Genomic DNA, 21,832 nt, shown 5'->3' with positions numbered 1-21,832 from the left:
TATGAGTTTGCCTTATGAACTGGCCGCCATTGGTGGCAAGCAAGTGCTTTTTGTCATGGCTGTGGATGCGGAATATGGGCACCACTTGCAACGGCTGTTCCGGCCGCTGATCACCGGCGTCGGCCCGGTGGAAGCAGCCGTCAGCCTCGCCGCCAATCTTGCGGCGCTAGAAAAGGACGGCATTGTTCCCGATCTCGTTGTGTCCCTCGGCTCGGCCGGGTCGCGCACACTGGAGCAGACCGAAGTCTATCAGGCAATAAGTGTCTCCTATCGCGATATGGATGCCTCACCGCTTGGTTTTACCAAAGGTGCCACGCCCTTTCTCGATCTGCCGGTGACCGTGCCTTTGCCGCTGCGCATTCCGGGTGTCAAAGAAGCATCACTTTCCACCGGCGCGAACATCGTCTCGGGCAGCGCCTACGACCTGATCGATGCGGATATGGTTGAGATGGAAACTTTTGCCATCCTGCGCGCCTGCCAGCGTTTCGGCCTGCCGCTGATCGGACTGCGCGGCATTTCCGACGGCGCCGCAGAACTGCGCCATGTGGGCGACTGGACTGAATATTTGCACGTGATCGATGAAAAGCTCGCTCTGGCTGTTGAGGCCATGGGGGCCGCGATTGCGGGTGGTAAGATCGTTCTCTGATATTTTGTGAAATGTGCTTCGTGCGTGGTTCGACATAACAACCATGAGGGAGAGTGAGGATGCAAAGACACCCCTCTCCGTCATCTTCGGGCTTGACCCGAGGACCCACGGCCAAGATGCTCAAACGAGCAGGGCTACAGCGGCTCCTCGCATGGGTCCTCGGGTCAAGCCCGAGGATGACCGAGTGATGGGGTGTCACCACCACGCACAAGATCAAACCCACCCAAATTGTGAACAAATCAAATCCGCATCGATGTGTGGTGGGGTGACCCATTGCATCGACTCAGCAATTGCTTTAAAGGCCCGCCATGAACACTCCCACTCATCCCGATACAGTCCTCATCGTCGATTTCGGCAGCCAGGTAACGCAGCTGATTGCACGCCGCGTGCGCGAAGCTGGTGCCTATTCCGAGATCGTTCCTTTCCAATCCGCAGACGAAGCATTCAGGCGTATTCAGCCGAAGGCAGTCATTCTTTCTGGCAGTCCGCATTCCACTGTCGATATCGGCAGCCCGCGCGCACCGCAGGGTGTGTTTGATGCGGGTATTCCGGTTCTGGGCATTTGCTATGGCGAGCAGACCATGTGCGCGCAGCTTGGCGGCAAGGTTGAAAGCGGCCATCATCGCGAGTTCGGTCGTGCGTTCCTCGATATTCAGGAAGAATGCGCCCTGTTTGACGGCGTCTGGGCCAAGGGGACACGGCATCAGGTCTGGATGAGCCATGGCGATCGAGTCGTGTCCATTCCCGATGGTTTCAAGGTTGTCGGTACATCGACAGGCGCACCTTTTGCGGCCATCGCCAACGAAGCCAAGAAATTCTACGCCGTACAGTTCCATCCGGAAGTCGTGCACACGCCCGATGGTGCCAAGCTTTTGCAGAATTTCGTGCATCGCATTGCTGGCATCAAGGGCGACTGGACCATGTCCGCCTATCGCGAACAGGCGGTTGCGGCGATCCGCAAACAGGTTGGCGACAAGAAGGTTATCTGCGCGCTCTCAGGCGGCGTTGATTCCTCCGTTGCCGCATTGCTTATCCACGAAGCCGTCGGCGATCAGCTGACCTGCATCCTCGTTGACCATGGCCTGATGCGCAAGAACGAGGCCGCCGATGTGGTTGCCATGTTCCGTGAACATTACAACCTGCCGCTCATTCTGGTGAATGCACAGGATCGTTTCATCGGTGCGCTGGAAGGTGAATCCGATCCGGAAAAGAAGCGCAAGACCATTGGCCGTCTTTTCATCGAAGTCTTCGAAGAAGAAGCCAAGAAGCTTGGCGGTGCGGAATTCCTCGCTCAGGGAACGCTTTACCCTGATGTGATCGAAAGCGTTTCCTTCACCGGTGGCCCCTCGGTAACGATCAAGTCACACCACAATGTCGGTGGTCTGCCTGAACGCATGAACATGCAGCTGGTCGAGCCGCTGCGCGAACTGTTCAAGGACGAAGTACGCGTTCTCGGTAAGGAACTCGGCTTGCCCGATAGCTTCATTGGCCGTCATCCGTTCCCCGGTCCCGGCCTTGCGATCCGTTGCCCCGGCGGTATCACCCGCGAAAAGCTGGAAATCCTGCGTGAAGCCGATGCCGTCTATCTCGATGAAATCCGCAAGGCCGGTCTCTATGATGTGATCTGGCAGGCTTTTGCTGTGTTGCTACCGGTGCAGACCGTCGGCGTCATGGGCGATGGCCGGACCTATGAGTTCGTCTGTGCCCTGCGTGCGGTCACGTCTGTTGATGGTATGACTGCGGATTTCTATCACTACGACATGAGCTTCCTCGGTCAGGCGGCCACCCGCATCATCAATGAAGTCAAGGGCATCAACCGCGTTGTCTATGACGTGACGTCGAAGCCACCGGGCACAATCGAGTGGGAGTGAGGCTGTCGGTTGTCTTCTGAAGCGCACGTCTCTTAAAATGATCGAGGAGCGATCAGTCCGCTGATGAGAGTAATCGACGAGATTCAACAAGCACCTTAACTCGTTAGGTCGAGTGATGAGTTATCTGGTGCTGTTCGGGGTGTTCAACACGGAGCAAGAGTATGGCAAACGATGATGCGCAGGGGGAGCATATCCTCGCGTTCTTTGAAACTGCCGAAGGTGAACACCTCCGCGCGTTCTTTGAATCTGCCGAAGGTCAATACCTCTTCCCTAACTGCCCCTTTCGGCGGCAACTTGATTGTTTGCACCAATTTGATGCCAAGTCAGTCAGCAGTATTTGGGTCCATATGCTAGGACACATCATAGACCACAGAGCGGGCCAGCCGTGCCGCAATGACTCGGATGAAATGATATCGGCGATCAATCAGGACGATATCAACGATGAACTTCGGCACGTGTACAATGATTGCAACAATCCCGAGCTGAATAAAGCAAGACAGGTTAATCGCGATGTTGATCCATCGGATAGGCTTGAATATCGAGACTTCGGGCCTGAACAGAGGGGTTGTTTCGGCGCCGACGCGCAGGCAGAATTGATGGCGGAAGCCATTCGGACTTACCTGCAGAATCCAAACTATTTGAAAACCGTGGCGCCGAACGTGGCTGCCCGAATCCGTGCCGCGGTAAATCCAAATCCCAACCTGAACAGGATCATCCAATTCAACTGAAGGCCGGCGACCGAGTCGAGATAATTGACTGTTACCCCGGTACAATCATTCAGAACAAGCTCGATATGAGTGGATGTGATCGATAGTGGAGGGGGAGGGCAGCAAATTATTGACTAATCAGTCCATAATTGTTAATCCACTTATCATGGCAAGACCAAGGGAATTCGATCGGGAGTTGGCACTGGAGCGCGCTACGCGCGTTTTCTGGGCGAAAGGCTATGCTTCGACCTCGACGGAAGACCTTCTCGTCGCGATGAGGATCGGTCGGCAAAGCCTCTACAATGCTTTTGGCGACAAGCGGGCGCTCTATCTTGAGGCGCTGGAACGCTATCAGCAGGGCACCACGTCGGGTCATCTGCAACGGCTGAAAGGTCCGGCGTCGCCTCTGGCCGGGATTGAAGCGCTGCTGCTTGGCTTGATCGCCGAAGACGATGGTCAGCGAGCCATGGGGTGCATGGGAGTGGGTGCCGCCAGCGAGTTTGGTACTGGTGATTCTGCCCTTGTAGAGCTTCGGGCTAAAGTCGGACCCGTTCTCTTTTCCTCTTTGGTTGAGCGTCTGCACGAAGGCCAGGCCCGAGGTGAGATCGATCCGACTGTGAACGTCGAGGATGCGGCCAGCTTCATCCAGATGACGATGACCGGATTGCAGCTTGCCGCACGTAGCGGCGCGGGTGTTGATGCCTTGCACGCCCTCGCACACTTCGCCGTGGACAGACTTAAAATAGATTGAGCGCCATCTGAACACGAAGGCGCATCTGCTTGTCTAATTATGGATCAATCAGTCAATAATGGAGAGAGTTGTGAGTGAGAATTTCAAATTGTTGGGTAAGGTCGCGATGGTTTTCGGCGGATCTCGCGGGATTGGCGCAGCCATTGTCCGCCGTTTGGCCGAAGATGGTGCGGATGTCGTCCTGACCTATGCATCCGCGGAAAACAAGGCAGCAGAAACCGTCGAAGCTGTTGAAGCGATTGGCCGCAAGGCTCTGGCCATAAAGGCAGACAGTGCCGATGCCGGGGCGATTCAGAATGCCGTTGCGCAGGCCGTCGACCGGTTTGGCCGGCTCGATATCATCGTCGTCAATGCCGGTGTTCTACGCTTGGGTTCTGTCGAAACTTTCGGCCTTGAGGAACTCGATCACATGCTTGATGTCAACGTGCGCGGCGTGTTTGTGGCAATTCAGGCGACTGCGCCTCGGCTCACTGATGGCGGCCGCGTTATTACCATCGGCAGCAACACCGCCATTCGCACCGGTTTTCCCGGCTCCAGTGTCTATTCGATGACCAAGGCAGCCGTGGCGACCATGGTGAAGGGGATCGCGCTTGATCTCGCGCCGCGCGCAATCACTGTCAACAATGTTCAGCCGGGGCCTACCGAGACGGACATGACAGCCGATCATCTGGAGAGGGTGAAATCTCTGGTTCCTCTTGGGCGTGTTGGCCAACCGCATGAGATCGCGGGTCTGGTCTCCTATCTCGCCAGCGATGAGTCTGCCTATATGACAGGCGCCAGCCTGACCATTGATGGTGGATATGTGCTTTGAAGGCTCGGCGGGATATTGCAAGCCGCGACTATTCAGCCGCGAGAGGTTCGGGCTGATTGATATAGGCGGCTCCGCGTTCCTTGTTCGAAGCGGAAATCGGTTTCCGGCCACGGCCATATTGCCGTGGCGAACAGCCCATGGTCCTTTTGAAGGCGGTGCTGAAGGCGCTTTCGGATTCGTAACCCAGCGATAGGGAAATAGCGGAAACGGGATCGCCGGAGTTTTCCAGCCGATCTGCGGCAAGCACCATGCGCCAGCGCGTAAGGTATTCCATCGGCGCTTTCCCGACAGCCTCCTTGAATTTCAGGGCAAAGGTTGAGCGGGACATGCCTGCACGTTCGGCCAGCAACTGCAATGTCCAGCGATGCGCGGGGTCCTCGTGCATGGCAGTGATCGCCGCGCCCATCTGTTTGTCCGCAAGGGCAAAGATCCAGCCAACCCCTCCATTTAATCCTTCCTTCAGATGCTGCCGCAGCGCCTGAATGAGCATCATATGGGCAAGGTGTTGCACGATCAGAAAACCACCCGGCTGCCGTTCGCGCAATTCCTGCATCATTCGCTCCACCGGCCAGCGCAGCGCCGCCAGATCTGAATCCTTGCGGATATGGACGATGGACGGCAGCATCCGTAACAGCAGGTCGGCATAATTGCCGGTAAGAGCAAAGCGGCTGCTGACCATAAAACAATCCCCGCCGCCATTGTGCAGGACAACAACACCCCTACGCGCAGTAGAAAAAACTGTGCTTGCCTCAACCGGAGATAGTGTGATGTCACTCGCGAGGCGGAAAGGTCGCCCGTGGGGCAACAGGAAGCAGTCTCCCGCGTCGAGGCGTACGGCCCCGGCAAACCCTTCCACCGAAAGCCAGCAATAGCCTGATACCACGGCGCCGCATTTGATACTGCCATGCTGGTCAGGAAACGCGATCGACCAGTCTCCACCAGCATCAAAGCCAGCGGACATGTAATTGTGCGGTTTCAGCACCGACAGCACGTCTGAGAGTGGATCCATGGTTCATTCCGGACGATTGCAAAGATAATGCGGATTTTACAGCATAGATCGTATTTTCTCAATCGCTTATTTTCTTCACACGGGCTGCGACTGCGGTCGTGAAATGAAATTAAGGAGAAATAAATGCGTGTTTTTGTCACCGGATCTACAGGTTTTGTTGGTTCTGCCGTCGTTCAGGAACTCATTAACGCCGGCCATCAGGTTCTTGGTCTTGTGCGCACGGATGCGGCCGCCAGATCGCTTGCATCAATGGGCGCTCAAGCGCATCCGGGTGATCTCAGTGATCTCGAAAGCCTGCGCGCGGGTGCTGCCGTTTCCGACTGCGTAATCCATACGGGCTTTAACCACGACTTTTCGAAATTCGCGGAGAATTGCGAAATGGACCGGCGTGCGATTGAAACACTTGGCTCAGTGCTTGAGGGCTCGGACCGACCCTTGGTCGTCACTTCAGGGTTGGCGATTCTGGCGCAGGGGCCTATCGGGACGGAAGAAGATATGCCGGTCCCACCGTCAACTGCCTATCCCCGCGCGTCGGAAGCAACGGCCATCGCGTTGGCGGCGCGCGGCGTGCACGCCTCAACTGTCCGTCTTCCTCCGTCGGTTCACGGCCGCGGCGATCATGCCTTCGTTCCGCATCTCATCAACCTTGCGCGTGAGACGGGCGTGTCTGCCTATGTGGGGGAGGGCCTCAATCGCTGGCCTGCGGTGCACCGGCTGGATGCTGCCTCTCTCTTCCGGCTTGCGTTTGAACGGGCTGCTATAGGGGAGCGGTATCACGCGGTGAGTGAAGAGGGGCTTTTGCTCAAGGATATTGCGACGCTGATTGGCCATCATTTGAACGTGCCCGTTGTGGCCAAATCCTCAGAAGAGGCCAAGGTTCACTTTGGCTGGTTTGCAAACTTCGCCGCGATGAATGCGCTCGCCTCAAGTGAACGCACCCAGGCGTTGCTGGGTTGGCAGCCGAAACAGCCGGACCTGTTCACGGACCTTGCCCATGCGGGTTATTTTGAGGCTTGAGAGCAAATAAATGAATTAGTATTGACTAATTGATTAGCGTGTACTAATTTGTTTTCATGATTGAAGCTGCCACCATCACGACTGTCATGCGCACACTCGCCGATCCGACAAGACGGGCGGTGTTTGAGCGGATCGTTAAATCCGATGAGATCAGTGTGGTTGAACTGACACGGGGAAGTGGCGTGACACAGGGCGCCATTTCCCAGCATCTCAAATCCCTGAAACATGCGGGTTTGGTGGCCGAGCGTCCTGAGGGCCGCAATGTCTATTATCGTGCCCAGCCCGAGGGATTGGAGCCGCTGGTCGACTGGATGAGCCATTACGGCGTCTTCTGGCGTGAGCGGTTTGCGGACCTTAGAACCTTGCTGAAGGAAATCGACCCATGAACCAAGCTGCAGTGAAGTCCGATACGCAGGCCATCGTCGTCGACGAAATCTTTCCACACGCCCCGGAGATGATCTGGAAAACACTGACATCGGGCGATTTGATCAGCCGGTGGTTGATGGAACCTGCGGGATTCGAGCCCGTAGCTGGCAATCAGTTCACGTTTCAGACGAAACCGGCAGGTGCATGGGACGGCACTATCCACTGCGAGGTGTTGGAAGTGGTGCCGAATGAGCGGCTTGCCTATGCGTGGAAGGGCGGTCATGCGGGCAATGACGGCTATGGCTCACAGCTGGAAACGGTGGTCACCTTCACCTTGTCCAAGGCAGAGACAGGCACGCGCCTGCGCCTTGTTCATTCCGGCTTCGTGCTGCCGAAGAACGACACGGCGCTCAAGAATATGAGTGAGGGCTGGAGAAAGATTCTCCCGCGCATCGGCACGATCGCCGATGAGCAGGACTGACGATCATATCAATCATATCAATTTGGGGAGAGGAATATGAGCAAATCCTATACCGGTGGTTGCGCCTGTGGCGCAATCCGTTACGAGATTTCAGGTGAACCAGCCGTTATGGTCGACTGTCAGTGCCGCCAGTGTCAGCACGACAGCGGCACCGGACATCAATCGCACCTGACCTTTGTAGCGGCACAAGTGAAGGTCGAAGGCGACGTATCGCAGTGGCAGACCGTCGGCGATGGCGGAACTGTGAAGCGGCGCGCCTTCTGTCCGACCTGCGGTTCATCTGTCTATATGACATTTCCTGATATGCCTGACGTGTTTATCGTCACGCCCGCAAGCCTCGATGATCCAAGCCGCTATAAACCGCAGCTGGTTTCCTGGACGGCAGCGGGATTTGCCTGGGATCATCTCGACCCGGCCGTGCCTAAATTCGACAGAATGCCTCCGGCTTGAATGAAAAAGGGCGCCCGGAAAGATCTGGACGCCCTTTTATATGCCAATGATTGATCAGGCCGTCTGGGGAAAGGCGGACATGTCCATCCACATGACCTCCCAGACGTTTCCATCAGGGTCTTCAACGCTGCGGCTGAACATGAAGCCATGGTCCTGCGCCGGATTGGGGTCGGCACGGCCGCCAGCAGCCGTCGTTTTCGCCAGCGTTGCATCCACCGCATCGCGCGTTTCGACACTAAGCGCGATCAGGGCCTGACTCTCGCGACGGGCATCGCCGATCGGGCGCTTGGTGAATTCACTGTAACGCTCATGGGTCAATAGCATGACCCCGATCACGTCCGACAGCATCACCGATGTCGAGCGTTCATCCGAGAATTGCGGGTTTACCTCACCGCCCAGCGCAACATAGAATGCCGTTGCCGCGGCCAGATCGCGCACGGGCAGGTTCACAAATATCATCTTGCTCATCACTTCCTCCTTTTGCGGGGGTTCCAATTGTGTTATTCCCCATGATTAAGTTAGTAGATAGAATGTATCTTAATGTCAAGATACTTTATGCCAAGAGGAATCCCGATGGATCGTGCCGATATGGCTGTCGAACAATGGGGTCGCGAGCGCCCGGATTTGCCCGCTTTACCCATGGAGGTTTTTGGCCGTCTGTCTGACGCGTCCGAGCGCGTGCTGCGCGATCATATGAATCCGCTTTTTGCGCAAGCGGGATTACAGCCCGGCGAGTTCGATGTGCTGGCTACCCTCCGGCGCTCCGGCGAGCCATATCTGCTCTCGCCGACCCGGCTTTATGAAGCGGCGATGATCTCATCAGGCGGCATGACCAATCGTCTTGATCGGCTGGAGCGTGCCGGATTTGTCGAACGTCGCCCCGATCCCAGCGACCGTCGCGGCAAACTGATTGCACTCACCGATGCCGGTAAACGCGTGATCGACGAGACGATTGGCCGTCATGTAGCAAATGAGGAGCGGATACTGTCGGCGCTGACACCCGATGAACAGCAGACGCTCAACACTTTGCTCCGCAAGCTGATCGCCGCGCTTTGATGGTGCGGCGGATCGTAAGCTATGCCGCCTTGTTTGCTTCAGCTTGCCCGCTTGCGTTGAAGAGATCGCGCCCGATATCTTTTGCCTTTGCGAGAAACGGCGCCGTATCACGGATCTCGGAATCAAACAGGATTTCTGACGTCACGACGCGAGCGCCGCAATAATCGAATATTCCATGGTCGATCTGCGTCTTCATGGCAGTCAGATAGTTGTGCCGCCTATACATCTCCTCATCGGCCCCACCAATGCCAATGAGATGGACTTTGAGGTGATGGAGCTTTTTTACCGAACCGGTATCCGGGCTGAAATCAAAAGCCCAGCCATTGGAAAATACGCGGTCGATCCATCCTTTGAGCAGACCCGGCATGGACCACCAATAAACGGGGAATACCAGCACCAGCGTATCGGCGCGGTCGATCCTTGCCTGTTCGGCGACAATATCGGCAGGCGGCGTTGCCTGTGTACGATGCACTGCAAGGTCGGCTGCCGAATATCTGGGATCAAAAGCTTCTGCTGAGAGATCGGCGATTTCAAAGGTGTGACTGGACAGAGACAGGCCTTCGGCAACCTGCGCAGCAATACTATGGCTGAGTGAGGTGGGCTCGGGGTGCGCAACAACGATGAGTGCATGCATGACGAAACTCCTGTAGAGGATTACAGATGGGTGGCTTACGCTATATACTTTTAGTAAGCTACTAAAGGTAAGTTACTTTTGGTATATAATCATGTCAAGCATCGAAGCAAGAGAAGACGATTCCAGCCCGCAGCCGCGTCGCCGGCTATCGAGGGAGGAGCGCCAGCGCCAGCTTCTGGATGTTGCGTGGCGGATCATCCGCGAGGAGGGGACGGAAGCCCTGACGCTCGGACGGCTTGCCGAGCAGTCTGATGTCACAAAACCTGTCGTTTATGACCATTTCGGCACACGGGCCGGGCTGCTCGCCGTACTCTATCGGGAATTCGATACCCGGCAGGCCACCACTATGGACGCCGCGCTTGCCACCAGCGGGCCGACCCTGAAAGAGAGAGCCGATGTCATTGCATCGTGTTATGTGGACTGTGTGCTGGTTCAGGGACGCGAGATCCCGGGCATTATCGCAGCGCTGGCCGGTTCGCCTGAACTGGAAAAAATGAAGCGCGAATATGAAACTGTCTTTATCGAAAAGTGCCGGGTGCTCCTCGTACCATTCGCCGCATCAGGCACAATTTCAACCGCCGGTCTTTGGGCGATGCTGGGTGCCGCCGAAGCCTTGTCAGATGCGGCGGCCACAGGTGAAATTACACCGGTAGAGGCGCAGGAAGAACTCTATGAAACAATTGTTGCGATGGTGCGCAGAGGCACGCGCGATGCAGCGGCGCCTCGCTGATTTTTTCGGAAATCCCTTGTATATTGTTCACTATTTGTTCTAGTGTGGCCGCTCGAAAAAGCAGGAGGCATGTTCGAGGGGTGTGCCGGGGCATGTCGGCGAACATGCCAGGGCATTTCGGGAGGTCACATGCAAGGCGAATTGAACTTGGGCGACAACTGGCCCAATAGACCAAAGCGGCCCAATTTACAGGAGCGGTTGTTCTTTGGCATCATGCCAAATGTCGATGTGGGCGATATTGTCGACGCCTGCCGGGCGGGCATTATCAACGATTTCCAACTGGTGCGAAGCAGTCTTATCGGGACAGAACGTTACCACATCTCTCTGCGTGCTTTGGGCGATTTTAAACGTCTGCCCAGCTCGATCGTCTTTGCAGCCAAGCGGGCAGGGGACGCGGTATCTGTGCCGCCCTTTGAGGTGACATTACCGTCTCTTAGAAGTTTTGAGGCAAAGGGACGGCGCAATCAACCGCTGGTGCTGATCGGCGAAGGAAATGGGCTCACACAGCTTTATACGGTGCTTGGCTCTTGCCTTATCCGCAATGGTCTGCCCGGCAGACTTGGTGAATTCACCCCGCATCTGACCTTGCTCTACAGCCCGAAGCTCATCGCTGAGCAGCCCATTGAGCCCATCCGCTTCACTGTCCGCGAGTTTGCGCTGATCCATAGCAAACGCGGGCTTTCTGAGTATGACATTCTAAAGCGGTGGACCTTGCATTGAGGCACTGCTTCTAGTGTTTGCTCAGATATTTCATTCCCGTATCGCACATAATGGTAATGATGGTTGCGCCGGGCGAGAGGTTCTCGGCCAGACGCAGCGCAGCAACGACATTGGCTCCCGTGGATGTTCCGGCAAAAAGACCCTCTTCACGCGCCAGTCGCAACGTCATGTCAGCGGCCTCTGACGTTGATACCTGCTCTATCCCGTCGGCTATATCACTCTGCCAAAGGGGAACAATATAGCCCGCGCCAATCCCATCAATTTTATGGGCTCCGGTTTTCCCGCCCGACAGGACGGGGGATTCTGCCGGTTCCACCGCAATAATTCTGGTCTGGTCATTGTGGCGGCGCAAGGCCTCGCCAATGCCGCGCAGCGATGCGGCGGTGCCGACACTTTGAACAAAGCCGTCAATCGGCCCGTTGGCCTGTGCGCAGATTTCCTCTGCCATGGCGTGGTAGGCGGTCAGCTGATCCCGGTTGTTCATCTGGTCTGTCCAGAAGCTGCCGGGGATTGCTTGCGCAATAATCCGCGCCGCTTCGATCATGTCACGGGTCAGCTTTTCCGTCATGCGGCCGCTTTCGCTGGCCAGAATTTGCAATCTGGCACCGAGGATTTTCATGTGATCCAGCTTTTCGCGGGCAAAGGCATCTGACGTAACGATGTGCAACGGATATCCCTTGACCGCGCAGACGAGGGACAGGGATACGCCGGTGCTGCCGCCTGTATATTCGACCACGCAGCCGTTTGCTGCAAGACGCCCGTCCGCCTCCGCCGCCTCGATCATGGCAAGCGCCATGCGGTCTTTCATGCTGCCGGTCGGGTTTTCACTCTCAAGTTTCAGCAGGATGCGCGAGCCGTTTGCCGGGACGATGTTCCGCAGCGCCAGCAATGATGTGTTGCCTATGCTGTGCAGGATATTCCGTTGTAAGTCGCTCATGCTGGCTGTGCTCCGCGATCAATCAACGCTGATCTGGCAGCGCAAATCTGTCTGTCGAAAGGGCAAATTTCGATTTCCATGTAGATACATATAATGTATATGCATATATCTATGAGCCTTGAGAAACAACCAAAAAAGACATTGCGATCCGATGCCCGCGCGCTGGTTGAAACATGTGCGGGGTGGAACAGCCGTCTTGCCGCGCGCCGCATCACCAATTTTCTCGATCATGAGATGGCCGGGCTTGGCCTGACTTCGGCGCAGATTGGTCTGATGGCACAGATCGCCAGCCTGCCGGATGATACGCTGGGCGTATTGGCGCAGAGGAGTGGGCTGGAACAATCAACCCTGTCGCGCAATCTGCGCAGGCTTGAGCGTGAGGGTTTGATTGAAATCACCATGGTGGAAACCGACCTGCGACGCCGGGCAGTGTGGCTCACCGAGACGGGCGCACGGCGTCTGGAAGCGGCTATTCCGGTCTGGCGTGAAGCGCAGTTCAGGCTTGCGGGGCTGCTCTCGGCGGATTTGGCCCGCCAGCTGGCGGACCAAACGGAGGTTCTATCTAAGCAAGAAAGGCTCTAAATCGTCTTCACATATTCCACGAGCTGGTCGAGCACCGTGCCCCAGCCATCGTAAAAGCCCATTTCCTCGTGCTTCTGCCGCGTTGCCTCATCCCGGTGAATTGCCATGGCGGTGTATTTGGTGCCGCCATTTCCATGTGGCTCCAGCAGAAGGATCGACGTCAGGAACGGTTCGGCTGACGGACGATAACCGGGCAGCAGGGCGTCGGTCCACACGAGCCGTTCATTCGGGACAATATCCAGATAACAGCCGTGAATGATGGATTGTTCGCCTTCGGGTGAGTTCATGACGGTGCGGAAAATACCACCCGGACGCAGATCAATCTCGCAGTCGGAAATATACCATGGCTTGGGCGTGAACCATTTGGAGATATGCTCCGGCCTTGTCCACGCTTTCCACACGAGTTCGCGTGGCACATCCACAATGCGTTCAAGCACAAGGTCGAGTTTTGGATCAGGTCTCAGCAATGGGGTCATGGTTTTTCCTCCTCCTTGAGGGTCAAGAGATAGTCATCCAATTGATCCAGCCTGCGTTCCCATAGCGCCCGCTGTTCCGTTAGCCAGTCTTCCGCCAGTTTCAACCGGGCGGGAGCGATCTGATAGGTGCGCACGCGTCCGGTCTTGCGCGAAAGCACAAGGCCGCATCCTTCCAGCACCCGCAAATGTTCGACAAAAGATGGCAGCGCCATATCGAAGGGCGATGCCAGTTCGCTCACCGAAGCGGGACTTCGGTTGAGCCGCTCGATCACATGGCGGCGTGTGGGGTCCGCCAATGCGCGAAACACCGCGTCGATCGGTAAAATATTCGGGTCTGGCAGGGTGGCGGCCGCTCTTGCAGTCATCGGGACGGGATCTTCCTGCTGGTTTCAATCAACGAGAAGGCAAACGTAATGCAATTTGAAACTTAGGACAATACCTAAGTTTCAAATTATGCCAGTTGACCCGGAATGTTGTATGAATAAATGAAGGGGGGATTCCGCTGATCGCGGAGCGCAACCTTTGTGCAATGTGCATGACATAATTGTGTCGCGACCTTTGTAACCTCGTGCATGACTGGGCCTGAATATTGCGTATTTTGCTGGTGGAAGACGAGCCCGAAATGGCCGCTGCCCTTGGGGAAGCCCTCAAGAACTATGACATGATCGTCGATCATGTCGGAACACTTGCCCAGGCCGAAGAGGCCGTGTCGGTCAATATCTATGCGGCAATTCTGCTCGACAGGCAGTTGCCCGACGGCGATGGGCTGACAATTGTGCCGCAGCTTCGCGCGAAAGGTGAGGGCGTACCGATCATTGTACTGACGGCGCGCGGCGAACTGGCGGATCGTATATCCGGTCTCGACAAGGGAGCTGATGACTATCTCGCCAAACCCTTTGCCGTTGAGGAATTGCTGGCGCGGCTGCGCGCCGTCCTGCGCCGGCCCCCGAATATGCCATCGGAACTTCTGAATGTCGGCAATCTTTCCTTTGATCTGATCAATCGCGAAGCCAGGATCAGCGGCAACCGGCTTGACCTGCCACGCCGCGAACTCCTCGTCCTCGAAACGCTTTTGCGGCGCATGGGGCGCACGGTTTTGCGATCATCGCTGGAAGATGCTGTTTACAGTATCGATGATGAAATTCAGTCCAATGCATTGGATACGCATGTATCCCGGCTGCGCCGCAAGCTGACGGAGTCCCGGGCGGGCGTTGAAATCCACGCCATTCGCGGCGTAGGCTATCTGCTGAAGCGCCCCTCCTGATGACCAGTACAAAACCGCACTCCTTGAAGTGGCGTCTTGTCAGCCGGCTGGTTCTCCTGCAGGCGACGTTGCTGACATTGTTCGTCGTGCTCGTGCTGTGTGCGCTTTGGTATAGCGGGATGTTGGGCTCAATCGACACGGAAGACACGACGATCAATGCCTTGCGCGACTCTATTGGACGCAGCGCCGAAGGCCGATTGTTTGTGCAGGAAACGCCCATCCTCACGCGCGAGCGTACCACCAATCCGAATTTCTGGTTTGTGGTGCGCGATGGGCAGGGGCAATCCCTGACACAGGGCAACGTACCACCCGAATATAGCCGTATCGGAGATGCACTGAGCGATATCGGCCAAGCCCGGTTTGGCTGGAATCTCGGCGATGCGCCACGCTCTACCGCCCGGTTCAAGCGCGTGTCCACCAAGGCAGGCATGATCCAGATACTGACAGGTCCGGGCGGCTCCGTGCCATTAAGCTTTTATCTGGCTGCATTGGGCGCTGTCCTTGCAACAATCATTCTGCCCGGCATCATCGTCATGGCGCTCAGCACGCTTCTGGTGACGCCGTTTGTCGTGCGAAGAGCCCATGCAACGCTTGGCCATGTTGCGGCGCAGGCGGAGAGGATCAATATTGACGAGCGCGGCACACGTCTGCCGCTGGACGGGGTACCAAGAGAAGTCACACCTCTGGTGACGGCAGTCAACAATGCCCTTGGCCGCCTTGATGATGGTTATGAACGGCATAAGCGGTTTCTGCTGGATGCCGCCCACGAGTTGCGCACGCCCATCGCCATTCTGCAGACCCGGCTGGAATCTCTGCCCGTCACCCCAACCAATGGCCGTTTGCTGGAGGATGTGGCCCGTCTTGGCATTCTCGCCGAACAATTGCTCGATCTGCAACGCCTTAGCCAGAGCGGCGTCCAATTTGCGGCTGTTGATCTTGTGGCGCTTTGCAGGAGGGTTGTGGCTGACCTTGCCCCGCTGGCTATCGCAGCCGGTTATGCCATGTCGTTTGAGCCGGAAATGCCCAGTGTTGTCGTCAGCGGCGATCAGGCAGCACTGGAGCGCGCGATCATCAATCTGGTGCAAAATGCCATTCAGCATGGTGGGCGCCAAGGCACCATAACCATCCGCATCAAGGCACCTGCGATTATTCAGGTCGAGGATGAGGGGCCGGGCATACCACCGGAACAGCGAAACCGCGTCTTTGAACCGTTTCATCGTCTGCACACCCGGGATCGTGGGGTTGGCCTTGGCCTCAATCTTGTGCAGGAGATCGTGCAATTGCATCATGCGCAGGTTATAGTCACAAAGGCGCCCGGCGGCGGTGCCTGTTTCATCATAAAATTTGCTGCTACATCTCTGGTGCCGTAATCTTCCGCCGATACTTCCAAGTTCTGTTTAAACCATTTCCCTGTGGGTATTTTGTCGCAGACGGTTAGGGTTCGGCCCCTACCGCAATCTTCCCACAATATTGGCGCCATAAGCAGATTGCACGAAAACGTTGGAGCATGATTTTTATGATGACGGGTAGCGTTTGGACTTTCATGCGGGCCTTGCTGAGCGATCCGTTTCGCGTCAGCGCGATTGCCCCGTCGGGAGCCGCCCTTGCGCGCTTGATCACCAGCGAAATCACCCCTGCATCGGGGCCGGTGCTTGAACTTGGACCCGGTACCGGTGTTTTCACTGACGCATTGCTTGCGCGCGGCGTTCGCCCCAAGGATCTGACCCTGATTGAATATGGCGCCGAATTTGCCCGATTGCTGCAATCGCGGTTTCCCGGCATGCGTATTTTGCAGATGGATGCTGCCCAGCTTGACCTGCACGAATTCTTCGACATTCAGCCCGCTGGTGCCGTTGTCAGCGGTCTGCCGCTTCTCAGTATGACGCAGGAGAAAGTCGCAGCAATCCTTGGCGGTGCATTCAGCAATCTGCGGCCCGAAGGCGCCTATTATCAGTTCACCTATGGTTTTCGCTGTCCGGTGTCGAAGTCTGTGCTCGACCAGTTGAATCTGGACGCCGTTTGTATTGGACGGGCTTTTCGCAACATCCCACCGGCTGCCGTTTACCGTATTGTSAGGCGCGGCGCAGCCACACCCGTTGCGATCTGAACCATAGCGGTTGATCGATCATCATCTGTGACAGGTTGATCAATTTTATTGTCTTGTCATGCTGCATCGCAGCGATAATGTCCGCGGCATGACATCTTCAGGCAATTCCCCCGTTCGCTACGCCCTTGGTGGGTTTGTCACCATGGCGGTTGCCATGGGTATCGGGCGTTTCATTTTCACGCCCATCCTGCCTGCCATGATGAAGGACCTTGCGTTGACGGCCGGTGCCGCCGGGGTCATCGCTTCGGCCAATTATGTCGGCTATCTTCTTGGCGCTATCATTGCCGGTTACGGCTGGGCCTCGGGAAGAGAACGCCGGGTGGTGCTGGTTTCGCTGGCGGTAAGCGCTCTCCTGTGCCTTGTCGCAGGTTTGAGCACCACACTTCTCGAATTTATCGTCTTGCGGTTTCTCGCCGGTATGGCCAGCGCTTTCATGCTGGTGCTGTCAGCGACCATTGTTTTCAGCCATCTCGCAGCAGCCAACCGTCAGGATTTGCAGGCATTACATTTTGGCGGTGTCGGCGTGGGCATCGCGCTTTCATCCGTGCTGATTGGGATAACCGGAAACTATGGCTGGCGGTTTGACTGGTACGGAGCAGCCATCCTCTCCTTCCTCGGCCTGTTCGCGGTGATGTACCTGCTGCGCGAAGGGCCGGTGCGCACGGGAACCGATCAGAAGGAACCACCACTGCGCTGGACGCGTGCCTTCCTTCAACTCAATATCGCCTATGGGGTTTTTGGTTTCGGCTACATCATCACGGCCACGTTTATCGTCGCCATTGTGCGTGCAAACCATGGTGGTGCCGAAATGGAAGCGCTGGTGTGGTTTCTGACCGGCGTCACGGCTGCTTTCTCGGTATGGTTGTGGACGCCGGTCTTACGCCGCGTCGGCCCCTTTATTGTGGTTGCGCTGGGCATGCTTGTGCAGGCAGCGGGTGTTGCGGCAAGTGTTCTCCTGCCGCTGCCTGTGGGACCGATCCTCGGCGGCGTGCTGCTGGGCCTCACCTTTATCGTGCTCACCGCAGCGGGCTTTCAGGCGGGGCGGGCACTTCTGCCGCAATCGCCGCGCCGTGTCATGGCTGTCATGACCGCCGCCTTCGGTATCGGCCAGATCATCGGGCCGCTGGTGGGCGGATACCTTGCCACTATCACAGGCAACTTCACCACAGCGACGCTTGCCGCAGCTGTCAGCCTCGTCATCGGGGCTGTCTTTGCGTATCTTTCCCGGCAGTGAAGATTACAGCAATTTAATTGCTGTCATACAACCTTTGCCCTATTCGTGGTGGTAGACTCACATCAAATCAACCCTGATTTGTGTGTTTATGCGAGGGTCCTGCTACCGTGTTTGTCTCATTTTTCCCCAAGCCCAAGCTGTTTTTTATCTCGGCAGTCCTTTGGTCGCTGTTCGCGGTCCTGTTCTGGATATTTGCCGGTGAACAGCTTGGTGCTTATTTCGGTCTGCCGCCAGCTGATCCGAACGCGCCGCCAATCATTGGTGCAGGTATCTTTCTCTCGAAACCCTATATCTGGCTCTATATCTATTTTGCCTTGGCAGTTGCGATCTTCTCCACATTCTGGATGTGGTATTCGCCGCACAAATGGCAGAGATGGTCGGTACTCGGGTCCGCCTTCATTCTTTTCACAACGTATTTTTCTGTTCAGCTGAGTCTAGCGCTCAATGCCTGGCGCGGACCATTTTTCGATATGTTCCAGAAGGCGATAACGACGCCCAATTCGGTTCCGGCGTCGGACCTCTATCATCTGATGGCTCTGTTCGCGAGCATCGGCTTTCTTTATGTCGCTCTCTTCGTGATCTCGAACTTCTTTGTCAGCCATTATATTTTCCGGTGGCGCTGGGCGATGAACGAATTTTATACGGAGCATTGGAGCCAGCTACGTCATATCGAAGGCGCGTCGCAGCGTGTTCAGGAAGACACGATGCGCTTTTCGACCACCGTCGAAACACTTGGTGTAAGCTTGATTCAAGCGGTGATGACGTTGATCGCGTTTTTGCCATTGCTGGCTCAGCTTTCCCACCACATCACAGATCTACCATTGATCGGCAATATCCCTTATTCTCTCGTTGTGTTGGCTATCGTGTGGTCGCTTTTCGGTACGGGGCTTCTTGCTCTCGTCGGAATAAAACTGCCGGGTCTGCAATTCAGAAATCAGCGCGTCGAAGCGGCCTATCGTAAGGAACTGGTTCTTGGCGAAGATCACGAAGAGCGGGCGGAGCCGATCACGCTTGCCGAACTCTTCCGAAATGTACGGATAAACTATTTCCGACTGTATTTTCACTACGGCTACTTCAACATTGCGCGCGGCATATACGGTCAGGCGGACGCGATTCTCTTGAATCTTATTCTCGTTCCAACGATTGTTGCTGGCAAAATAACGCTCGGTCTGTGGCAACAGATTGCGACAGCTTTCGGTCAGGTCAGTGATTCATTCCAATATCTGGTGACATCATGGACGACGATCGTAGAACTTCTGTCGATCTACAAACGTCTGCGTGCCTTCGAATCCGTCATCTATGACGAGCCTCTGCCAACCATCGATCAACATTATCTTGAAACTGGCATTGAACACTAAAAGACACAAAAACGGGTGGCGGTCAGATGCCGCTGCCCGTTGCATTCCGGCTTGCTGCCGGAACGACTGCAACAGGCGCTTCGGCGCCTGTTTGTCTTAGATAATCGCTATAGGTCGTGCAGCGCACATCAGGCTTGGTGCACACTTCGGCGGTAAAGCGTTCCAGTGCGCGCCAATAGGCATCGCCATTCATCAGTGTGAAGTGAATGCCGATCTGAAAGGGGATGCGCTCGCCCTTGTACTGGCGCTCAAATGCGCCCTTGAATGCATCATAGGCGCGGTTTTCAAATTCATTGAGATGATCCGCCCGCTCAAAACCACCGGAGTGGCGCACGAACATATTGTAGTCCATGGCAACAACGGGTCGATGTTCCGGGCCTTCGCTGATGGTCGGCAAGGCGAATTGATAAAGCCCGCCCGCATGCACAGGGAGGGCCGGGCCCTTGGAAACGCTGCTGGCGTCAAAGGCGTAACCCATATCCTTCAATGCGGATAGGAGCGCAGGGCTGGTGGAAAGATAGGGCGCACGGAAACCGCGCACTTCCTTGTCAACAAACGCCTTCCAGCCCTCAGGCTCCGGATCGCTGCCATATTTTGCCCATGCCGTGCGCAGCACCTGCTTGTAGGTGGTGAATTCGCGTTCCCAATCTGCCTTGCCCCATGTGCGTCCGTCAAAATGGCCGCAGGCATGGCTGGCAATCTCGTTGCCTTCATTGCGTGCCCGCCAGATATTGTCGAGCCGCTTGGCAATATCATCCTTCGATGCCGCATAGCCGATATTGGAGCGGCCAAAGCTTTCGCCCGGTGCCTGATAGGATTTACGGTCGCTTCGGTCGATCAGAAACACGCAGGAGAGAAAATAGGTGAATTTTGCATTGGAGCGTTCGGCCAGAGCCCGGCTGCGCTCCCACAGGGCATTGCTACCCGAATTATCGAAAGAGATCAGGACATATTGTGGCTTGCTGCCGATGGAACCACGCAGCTCCGCATCATCAGCATGGGCCGGAATGCACACCGAAACGGCTAGGGACGCAGCAATGATACCGGAAATCAGACGCATAATGCAGGCACAACACAACCAATGAGAGAGATACCTCTCGCTACAGGTGAATTGTGGCGATGATCGGACGCGTCGATCCACCGCAAGCATCCGTCTTGGAACTGTTCTAAAGCCGCTATAGTCTGCCGCCAGCCAAGGGGGAGCGGTCATGCTTGTTTTGATTCTGGGTATTGTCGTCTTTCTGGGAATTCATTCGGTGCGTATTGCCGCGCCACAATGGCGCTTGGACAAAATCGCCGCGTGGGGCGAGGGCAAGTGGAAAGGTTTTTATTCGGCCATTTCCTTTGTCGGACTGGTACTCATCATCTGGGGTTATGTGCTGGCGCGGCCCTATTCTCTGTTTATCTATGAGCCGCCTGTCTGGATGAAACACATCACGCTGCTCCTGATGCTGTTTTCCTTCATCTCCGTGATGATTTCCAATTTCAAGCCGGGCAAGTTGAAGCCTATTCTCAAGCATCCCATGCTGATTGCCGTGAAAATCTGGGCACTTGCCCATCTTCTGGCCAATGGCGATCTGGCATCGCTCATCCTGTTTGTATCATTCCTCGCTTGGGCGGTGGTCGATCGTATCGCGATCAAAAGGCAGGCGCGCGCTGGCTTTGCGCAACCGGTGATTGTTCCCGGTCCAGTCTCCAACGACATCATGGCCATTGTCGCCGGTGTGGTGCTCTACATCCTGTTTGTGTGGAAATTGCATGCCTGGTTAATCGGCGTATCACCACTTTAAACAGCTGACGAAGGGCTATTTTTCACTTAGCCCTTACATCTCAAGGATTTTCCGACTAAAAGCGCTCTGACTATATGCGCGGAGTGGCGAAAGCTGCTTCGCGCATCTGCAATTCATTTAATGGCAGGCCCCCAAGGGCACCAAAGAGGCACTATGACTGACGACGGCTTTTTCCGTGAGGTAAATGAGGAACTGCGCTCCGACAAGATGCGGGCGTTCTGGAAGCGTTTTGGCGGCCTGTTGATCGGCGCGGCTGTTGCGCTTGTCGTCGGCACGGGCGTTTTCGCCTTTTATGAATACTGGACGGAAAAACAGGCATCGCAATCCGGCGATCAGTTTCTCGCAGCGCTCAACCTTGTCCGTGACGGCAAGAATGACGAAGCGTTGAAGACACTGGACGAACTTGAGAAGACTGGCTACGGCGCCTATCCGGTGCTGGCGCGCATGCGCGCTGCCGGTGTGCAGGCGCAAAAGGGTGATCCTGCGGCAGCTGTTGCGGCCTTTGACAAGGTTTCTGCCGATACGTCAGTTCCCCAGTCCATTCGCGATCTGGCAAAGCTGCGTGCTGCATTGCTGCTTCTCGATACGGGCACCTATGATGATGTTGCAAGCCGGGTCGAATCCCTTTCATCAAGCAGCAATCCAATGCGCCATACCGCTCGGGAGGCCCTTGGCCTTGCCGCATGGAAAGCCGGTCGCGGCGGGGACGCGGAAAAGCTGTTCAAGCAGATTTCCGATGATCAGGCAGCGCCCGCCAATATTCGCCAGTTTGCCGACACAATGCTCGACATGCTTCGCAGCACTGGCGCAGCACCTGCTGCTGCAGCCGGTTAAC

27 protein-coding genes are annotated in these 21,832 nt (G+C 56.1%); 20 read left to right on the top strand and 7 right to left on the bottom strand.

The features are described 5' to 3' along the window. Positions 1 to 7 precede the first annotated feature (7 nt). The 5 genes from AB4Y96_RS00655 to AB4Y96_RS00635 all read left to right on the top strand — a co-directional run bounded on the left by AB4Y96_RS00655 (position 8) and on the right by AB4Y96_RS00635 (position 4,786). Positions 8 to 646, top strand: a complete 639-nt coding sequence (locus tag AB4Y96_RS00655; RefSeq protein ID WP_441915264.1) for a 5'-methylthioadenosine/S-adenosylhomocysteine nucleosidase — start codon at positions 8 to 10, stop codon at positions 644 to 646. Between the two features lie 308 nt (positions 647 to 954). Then, entirely contained in the window at positions 955 to 2,517 is a 1,563-nt protein-coding gene (gene guaA, locus AB4Y96_RS00650) for a glutamine-hydrolyzing GMP synthase (protein WP_441914988.1), read from the top strand. 161 nt (positions 2,518 to 2,678) lie between these two features. After that, positions 2,679 to 3,245 carry a hypothetical protein gene (locus tag AB4Y96_RS00645; protein ID WP_441914986.1) on the top strand — a complete coding sequence of 189 codons (567 nt, stop codon included), beginning with the start codon at positions 2,679 to 2,681 and terminating at the stop codon, positions 3,243 to 3,245. A 145-nt stretch (positions 3,246 to 3,390) separates the two neighbouring features. Next, the gene (locus AB4Y96_RS00640) at positions 3,391 to 3,975 is read left to right on the top strand and encodes a TetR/AcrR family transcriptional regulator (RefSeq protein WP_441914984.1); all 585 of its coding nucleotides are present in this window, start codon (positions 3,391 to 3,393) and stop codon (positions 3,973 to 3,975) included. Between the two features lie 106 nt (positions 3,976 to 4,081). Further along, entirely contained in the window at positions 4,082 to 4,786 is a 705-nt protein-coding gene (locus AB4Y96_RS00635) for a 3-oxoacyl-ACP reductase family protein (protein WP_441915263.1), read from the top strand. A 28-nt stretch (positions 4,787 to 4,814) separates the two neighbouring features. Here AB4Y96_RS00635 and AB4Y96_RS00630 read toward each other — a convergent pair whose 3' ends face one another. Beyond that, positions 4,815 to 5,795: an AraC family transcriptional regulator gene (locus tag AB4Y96_RS00630; protein WP_441914982.1), complete on the bottom strand. Its 981-nt coding sequence runs from the start codon at positions 5,793 to 5,795 to the stop codon at positions 4,815 to 4,817. Positions 5,796 to 5,918: 123 nt separating this feature from the next. Between AB4Y96_RS00630 and AB4Y96_RS00625 the strand changes: the two genes are divergently transcribed. Genes AB4Y96_RS00625 through AB4Y96_RS00610 form a run of 4 tightly spaced genes read left to right on the top strand, consistent with a single transcriptional unit; the run spans position 5,919 to position 8,109 of the window. Further along, positions 5,919 to 6,812, top strand: coding sequence for an SDR family oxidoreductase (locus AB4Y96_RS00625; protein ID WP_441914980.1), 894 nt, complete (start codon positions 5,919 to 5,921; stop codon positions 6,810 to 6,812). A gap of 56 nt (positions 6,813 to 6,868) precedes the next feature. Then, positions 6,869 to 7,198, top strand: coding sequence for an ArsR/SmtB family transcription factor (locus AB4Y96_RS00620; RefSeq protein WP_441914979.1), 330 nt, complete (start codon positions 6,869 to 6,871; stop codon positions 7,196 to 7,198). After that, positions 7,195 to 7,659: an SRPBCC family protein gene (locus AB4Y96_RS00615; protein WP_441914977.1), complete on the top strand. Its 465-nt coding sequence runs from the start codon at positions 7,195 to 7,197 to the stop codon at positions 7,657 to 7,659. Before AB4Y96_RS00620 ends, AB4Y96_RS00615 begins: the two co-directional genes overlap by 4 nt. Before the next feature lie 36 nt (positions 7,660 to 7,695). After that, positions 7,696 to 8,109, top strand: coding sequence for a GFA family protein (locus tag AB4Y96_RS00610; RefSeq protein ID WP_441914975.1), 414 nt, complete (start codon positions 7,696 to 7,698; stop codon positions 8,107 to 8,109). 54 nt (positions 8,110 to 8,163) lie between these two features. Here AB4Y96_RS00610 and AB4Y96_RS00605 read toward each other — a convergent pair whose 3' ends face one another. Next, positions 8,164 to 8,577 carry a VOC family protein gene (locus AB4Y96_RS00605; RefSeq protein WP_441914974.1) on the bottom strand — a complete coding sequence of 138 codons (414 nt, stop codon included), beginning with the start codon at positions 8,575 to 8,577 and terminating at the stop codon, positions 8,164 to 8,166. A gap of 105 nt (positions 8,578 to 8,682) precedes the next feature. Here AB4Y96_RS00605 and AB4Y96_RS00600 point away from each other — a divergent pair, with 105 nt between their 5' ends. Further along, positions 8,683 to 9,165, top strand: coding sequence for a MarR family winged helix-turn-helix transcriptional regulator (locus AB4Y96_RS00600; RefSeq protein WP_441914973.1), 483 nt, complete (start codon positions 8,683 to 8,685; stop codon positions 9,163 to 9,165). 19 nt (positions 9,166 to 9,184) lie between these two features. On the opposite strand, the gene AB4Y96_RS00595 is transcribed toward AB4Y96_RS00600, so the two are convergent. Next, positions 9,185 to 9,799: an NAD(P)H-dependent oxidoreductase gene (locus AB4Y96_RS00595; protein ID WP_441914971.1), complete on the bottom strand. Its 615-nt coding sequence runs from the start codon at positions 9,797 to 9,799 to the stop codon at positions 9,185 to 9,187. 91 nt (positions 9,800 to 9,890) lie between these two features. Between AB4Y96_RS00595 and AB4Y96_RS00590 the strand changes: the two genes are divergently transcribed. Beyond that, positions 9,891 to 10,529, top strand: a complete 639-nt coding sequence (locus AB4Y96_RS00590; protein ID WP_441914970.1) for a TetR/AcrR family transcriptional regulator — start codon at positions 9,891 to 9,893, stop codon at positions 10,527 to 10,529. 129 nt (positions 10,530 to 10,658) lie between these two features. Beyond that, positions 10,659 to 11,249, top strand: coding sequence for a 2'-5' RNA ligase family protein (locus AB4Y96_RS00585; protein WP_441914968.1), 591 nt, complete (start codon positions 10,659 to 10,661; stop codon positions 11,247 to 11,249). 10 nt (positions 11,250 to 11,259) lie between these two features. Here AB4Y96_RS00585 and AB4Y96_RS00580 read toward each other — a convergent pair whose 3' ends face one another. Further along, a complete protein-coding gene (locus AB4Y96_RS00580) occupies positions 11,260 to 12,186 on the bottom strand; it encodes a PLP-dependent cysteine synthase family protein (protein ID WP_441914967.1) in 927 nt (308 codons plus the stop codon). Between the two features lie 111 nt (positions 12,187 to 12,297). On the opposite strand from AB4Y96_RS00580, the gene AB4Y96_RS00575 reads away from it, so the two are divergent. Then, positions 12,298 to 12,768 (top strand): MarR family winged helix-turn-helix transcriptional regulator, encoded by a 471-nt coding sequence (locus tag AB4Y96_RS00575; protein ID WP_441914966.1) that lies wholly within the window; start codon positions 12,298 to 12,300, stop codon positions 12,766 to 12,768. Here AB4Y96_RS00575 and AB4Y96_RS00570 read toward each other — a convergent pair. Further along, on the bottom strand, positions 12,765 to 13,244 hold the full coding sequence (locus AB4Y96_RS00570; RefSeq protein ID WP_441914964.1) for an SRPBCC family protein: 480 nt from the start codon (positions 13,242 to 13,244) through the stop codon (positions 12,765 to 12,767). The two genes, AB4Y96_RS00575 and AB4Y96_RS00570, sit on opposite strands and share 4 nt — an antisense overlap. Continuing rightward, a complete protein-coding gene (locus AB4Y96_RS00565) occupies positions 13,241 to 13,609 on the bottom strand; it encodes an ArsR/SmtB family transcription factor (RefSeq protein WP_091881033.1) in 369 nt (122 codons plus the stop codon). The genes AB4Y96_RS00570 and AB4Y96_RS00565 overlap by 4 nt, the downstream gene beginning before the upstream one ends. A 224-nt stretch (positions 13,610 to 13,833) precedes the next feature. On the opposite strand from AB4Y96_RS00565, the gene AB4Y96_RS00560 reads away from it, so the two are divergent. From AB4Y96_RS00560 to sbmA, 5 genes are all read left to right on the top strand, one after another. Then, positions 13,834 to 14,508 carry a response regulator gene (locus AB4Y96_RS00560; RefSeq protein ID WP_441914962.1) on the top strand — a complete coding sequence of 225 codons (675 nt, stop codon included), beginning with the start codon at positions 13,834 to 13,836 and terminating at the stop codon, positions 14,506 to 14,508. Next, positions 14,508 to 15,878 (top strand): sensor histidine kinase, encoded by a 1,371-nt coding sequence (locus AB4Y96_RS00555; protein WP_441914960.1) that lies wholly within the window; start codon positions 14,508 to 14,510, stop codon positions 15,876 to 15,878. Before AB4Y96_RS00560 ends, AB4Y96_RS00555 begins: the two co-directional genes overlap by 1 nt. A 146-nt stretch (positions 15,879 to 16,024) precedes the next feature. Beyond that, positions 16,025 to 16,615, top strand: a complete 591-nt coding sequence (locus tag AB4Y96_RS00550) for a class I SAM-dependent methyltransferase (protein WP_091881207.1) — start codon at positions 16,025 to 16,027, stop codon at positions 16,613 to 16,615. Positions 16,616 to 16,703: 88 nt separating this feature from the next. Continuing rightward, positions 16,704 to 17,849 carry a YbfB/YjiJ family MFS transporter gene (locus AB4Y96_RS00545; RefSeq protein ID WP_441914958.1) on the top strand — a complete coding sequence of 382 codons (1,146 nt, stop codon included), beginning with the start codon at positions 16,704 to 16,706 and terminating at the stop codon, positions 17,847 to 17,849. A gap of 107 nt (positions 17,850 to 17,956) precedes the next feature. Beyond that, positions 17,957 to 19,207 carry a peptide antibiotic transporter SbmA gene (sbmA, locus tag AB4Y96_RS00540; protein WP_441914956.1) on the top strand — a complete coding sequence of 417 codons (1,251 nt, stop codon included), beginning with the start codon at positions 17,957 to 17,959 and terminating at the stop codon, positions 19,205 to 19,207. A 22-nt stretch (positions 19,208 to 19,229) separates the two neighbouring features. Here the strand turns inward: sbmA and AB4Y96_RS00535 are convergent, their stop codons facing one another. Further along, positions 19,230 to 20,267 (bottom strand): polysaccharide deacetylase, encoded by a 1,038-nt coding sequence (locus tag AB4Y96_RS00535; protein WP_441914955.1) that lies wholly within the window; start codon positions 20,265 to 20,267, stop codon positions 19,230 to 19,232. A 148-nt stretch (positions 20,268 to 20,415) separates the two neighbouring features. Between AB4Y96_RS00535 and AB4Y96_RS00530 the strand changes: the two genes are divergently transcribed. Together AB4Y96_RS00530 and AB4Y96_RS00525 are read left to right on the top strand one after the other, a co-directional pair. Beyond that, positions 20,416 to 20,997 carry an NnrU family protein gene (locus AB4Y96_RS00530; protein WP_091881025.1) on the top strand — a complete coding sequence of 194 codons (582 nt, stop codon included), beginning with the start codon at positions 20,416 to 20,418 and terminating at the stop codon, positions 20,995 to 20,997. 153 nt (positions 20,998 to 21,150) lie between these two features. Next, entirely contained in the window at positions 21,151 to 21,831 is a 681-nt protein-coding gene (locus AB4Y96_RS00525) for a tetratricopeptide repeat protein (protein ID WP_441914953.1), read from the top strand. Position 21,832 lies beyond the last annotated feature (1 nt).

Origin of the sequence: Phyllobacterium sp. TAF24 (assembly GCF_052113785.1) — a bacterium.
Classification (GTDB): domain Bacteria; phylum Pseudomonadota; class Alphaproteobacteria; order Rhizobiales; family Rhizobiaceae; genus Phyllobacterium.
Note: the sequence above shows the minus strand (reverse complement) of the source record. Positions and strands in the feature narration are given on the sequence as shown.

Bases quoted from the DNA above. Each gene is read 5' to 3' on its own strand.
- guaA (WP_441914988.1), top strand. From the start codon at position 955: ATGAACACTCCCACTCATCCCGATACAGTCCTCATCGTCGATTTCGGC.
- AB4Y96_RS00645 (WP_441914986.1), top strand. From the start codon at position 2,679: ATGGCAAACGATGATGCGCAGGGGGAGCATATCCTCGCGTTCTTTGAA.
- AB4Y96_RS00640 (WP_441914984.1), top strand. From the start codon at position 3,391: ATGGCAAGACCAAGGGAATTCGATCGGGAGTTGGCACTGGAGCGCGCT.
- AB4Y96_RS00635 (WP_441915263.1), top strand. From the start codon at position 4,082: ATGGTTTTCGGCGGATCTCGCGGGATTGGCGCAGCCATTGTCCGCCGT.
- AB4Y96_RS00630 (WP_441914982.1), bottom strand. From the start codon at position 5,795: ATGGATCCACTCTCAGACGTGCTGTCGGTGCTGAAACCGCACAATTAC.
- AB4Y96_RS00625 (WP_441914980.1), top strand. From the start codon at position 5,919: ATGCGTGTTTTTGTCACCGGATCTACAGGTTTTGTTGGTTCTGCCGTC.
- AB4Y96_RS00620 (WP_441914979.1), top strand. From the start codon at position 6,869: ATGATTGAAGCTGCCACCATCACGACTGTCATGCGCACACTCGCCGAT.
- AB4Y96_RS00615 (WP_441914977.1), top strand. From the start codon at position 7,195: ATGAACCAAGCTGCAGTGAAGTCCGATACGCAGGCCATCGTCGTCGAC.
- AB4Y96_RS00610 (WP_441914975.1), top strand. From the start codon at position 7,696: ATGAGCAAATCCTATACCGGTGGTTGCGCCTGTGGCGCAATCCGTTAC.
- AB4Y96_RS00605 (WP_441914974.1), bottom strand. From the start codon at position 8,577: ATGAGCAAGATGATATTTGTGAACCTGCCCGTGCGCGATCTGGCCGCG.
- AB4Y96_RS00600 (WP_441914973.1), top strand. From the start codon at position 8,683: ATGGATCGTGCCGATATGGCTGTCGAACAATGGGGTCGCGAGCGCCCG.
- AB4Y96_RS00595 (WP_441914971.1), bottom strand. From the start codon at position 9,799: ATGCATGCACTCATCGTTGTTGCGCACCCCGAGCCCACCTCACTCAGC.
- AB4Y96_RS00590 (WP_441914970.1), top strand. From the start codon at position 9,891: ATGTCAAGCATCGAAGCAAGAGAAGACGATTCCAGCCCGCAGCCGCGT.
- AB4Y96_RS00585 (WP_441914968.1), top strand. From the start codon at position 10,659: ATGCAAGGCGAATTGAACTTGGGCGACAACTGGCCCAATAGACCAAAG.
- AB4Y96_RS00580 (WP_441914967.1), bottom strand. From the start codon at position 12,186: ATGAGCGACTTACAACGGAATATCCTGCACAGCATAGGCAACACATCA.
- AB4Y96_RS00575 (WP_441914966.1), top strand. From the start codon at position 12,298: ATGAGCCTTGAGAAACAACCAAAAAAGACATTGCGATCCGATGCCCGC.
- AB4Y96_RS00570 (WP_441914964.1), bottom strand. From the start codon at position 13,244: ATGACCCCATTGCTGAGACCTGATCCAAAACTCGACCTTGTGCTTGAA.
- AB4Y96_RS00565 (WP_091881033.1), bottom strand. From the start codon at position 13,609: ATGACTGCAAGAGCGGCCGCCACCCTGCCAGACCCGAATATTTTACCG.
- AB4Y96_RS00555 (WP_441914960.1), top strand. From the start codon at position 14,508: ATGACCAGTACAAAACCGCACTCCTTGAAGTGGCGTCTTGTCAGCCGG.
- AB4Y96_RS00545 (WP_441914958.1), top strand. From the start codon at position 16,704: ATGACATCTTCAGGCAATTCCCCCGTTCGCTACGCCCTTGGTGGGTTT.
- AB4Y96_RS00535 (WP_441914955.1), bottom strand. From the start codon at position 20,267: ATGCGTCTGATTTCCGGTATCATTGCTGCGTCCCTAGCCGTTTCGGTG.
- AB4Y96_RS00530 (WP_091881025.1), top strand. From the start codon at position 20,416: ATGCTTGTTTTGATTCTGGGTATTGTCGTCTTTCTGGGAATTCATTCG.
- AB4Y96_RS00525 (WP_441914953.1), top strand. From the start codon at position 21,151: ATGACTGACGACGGCTTTTTCCGTGAGGTAAATGAGGAACTGCGCTCC.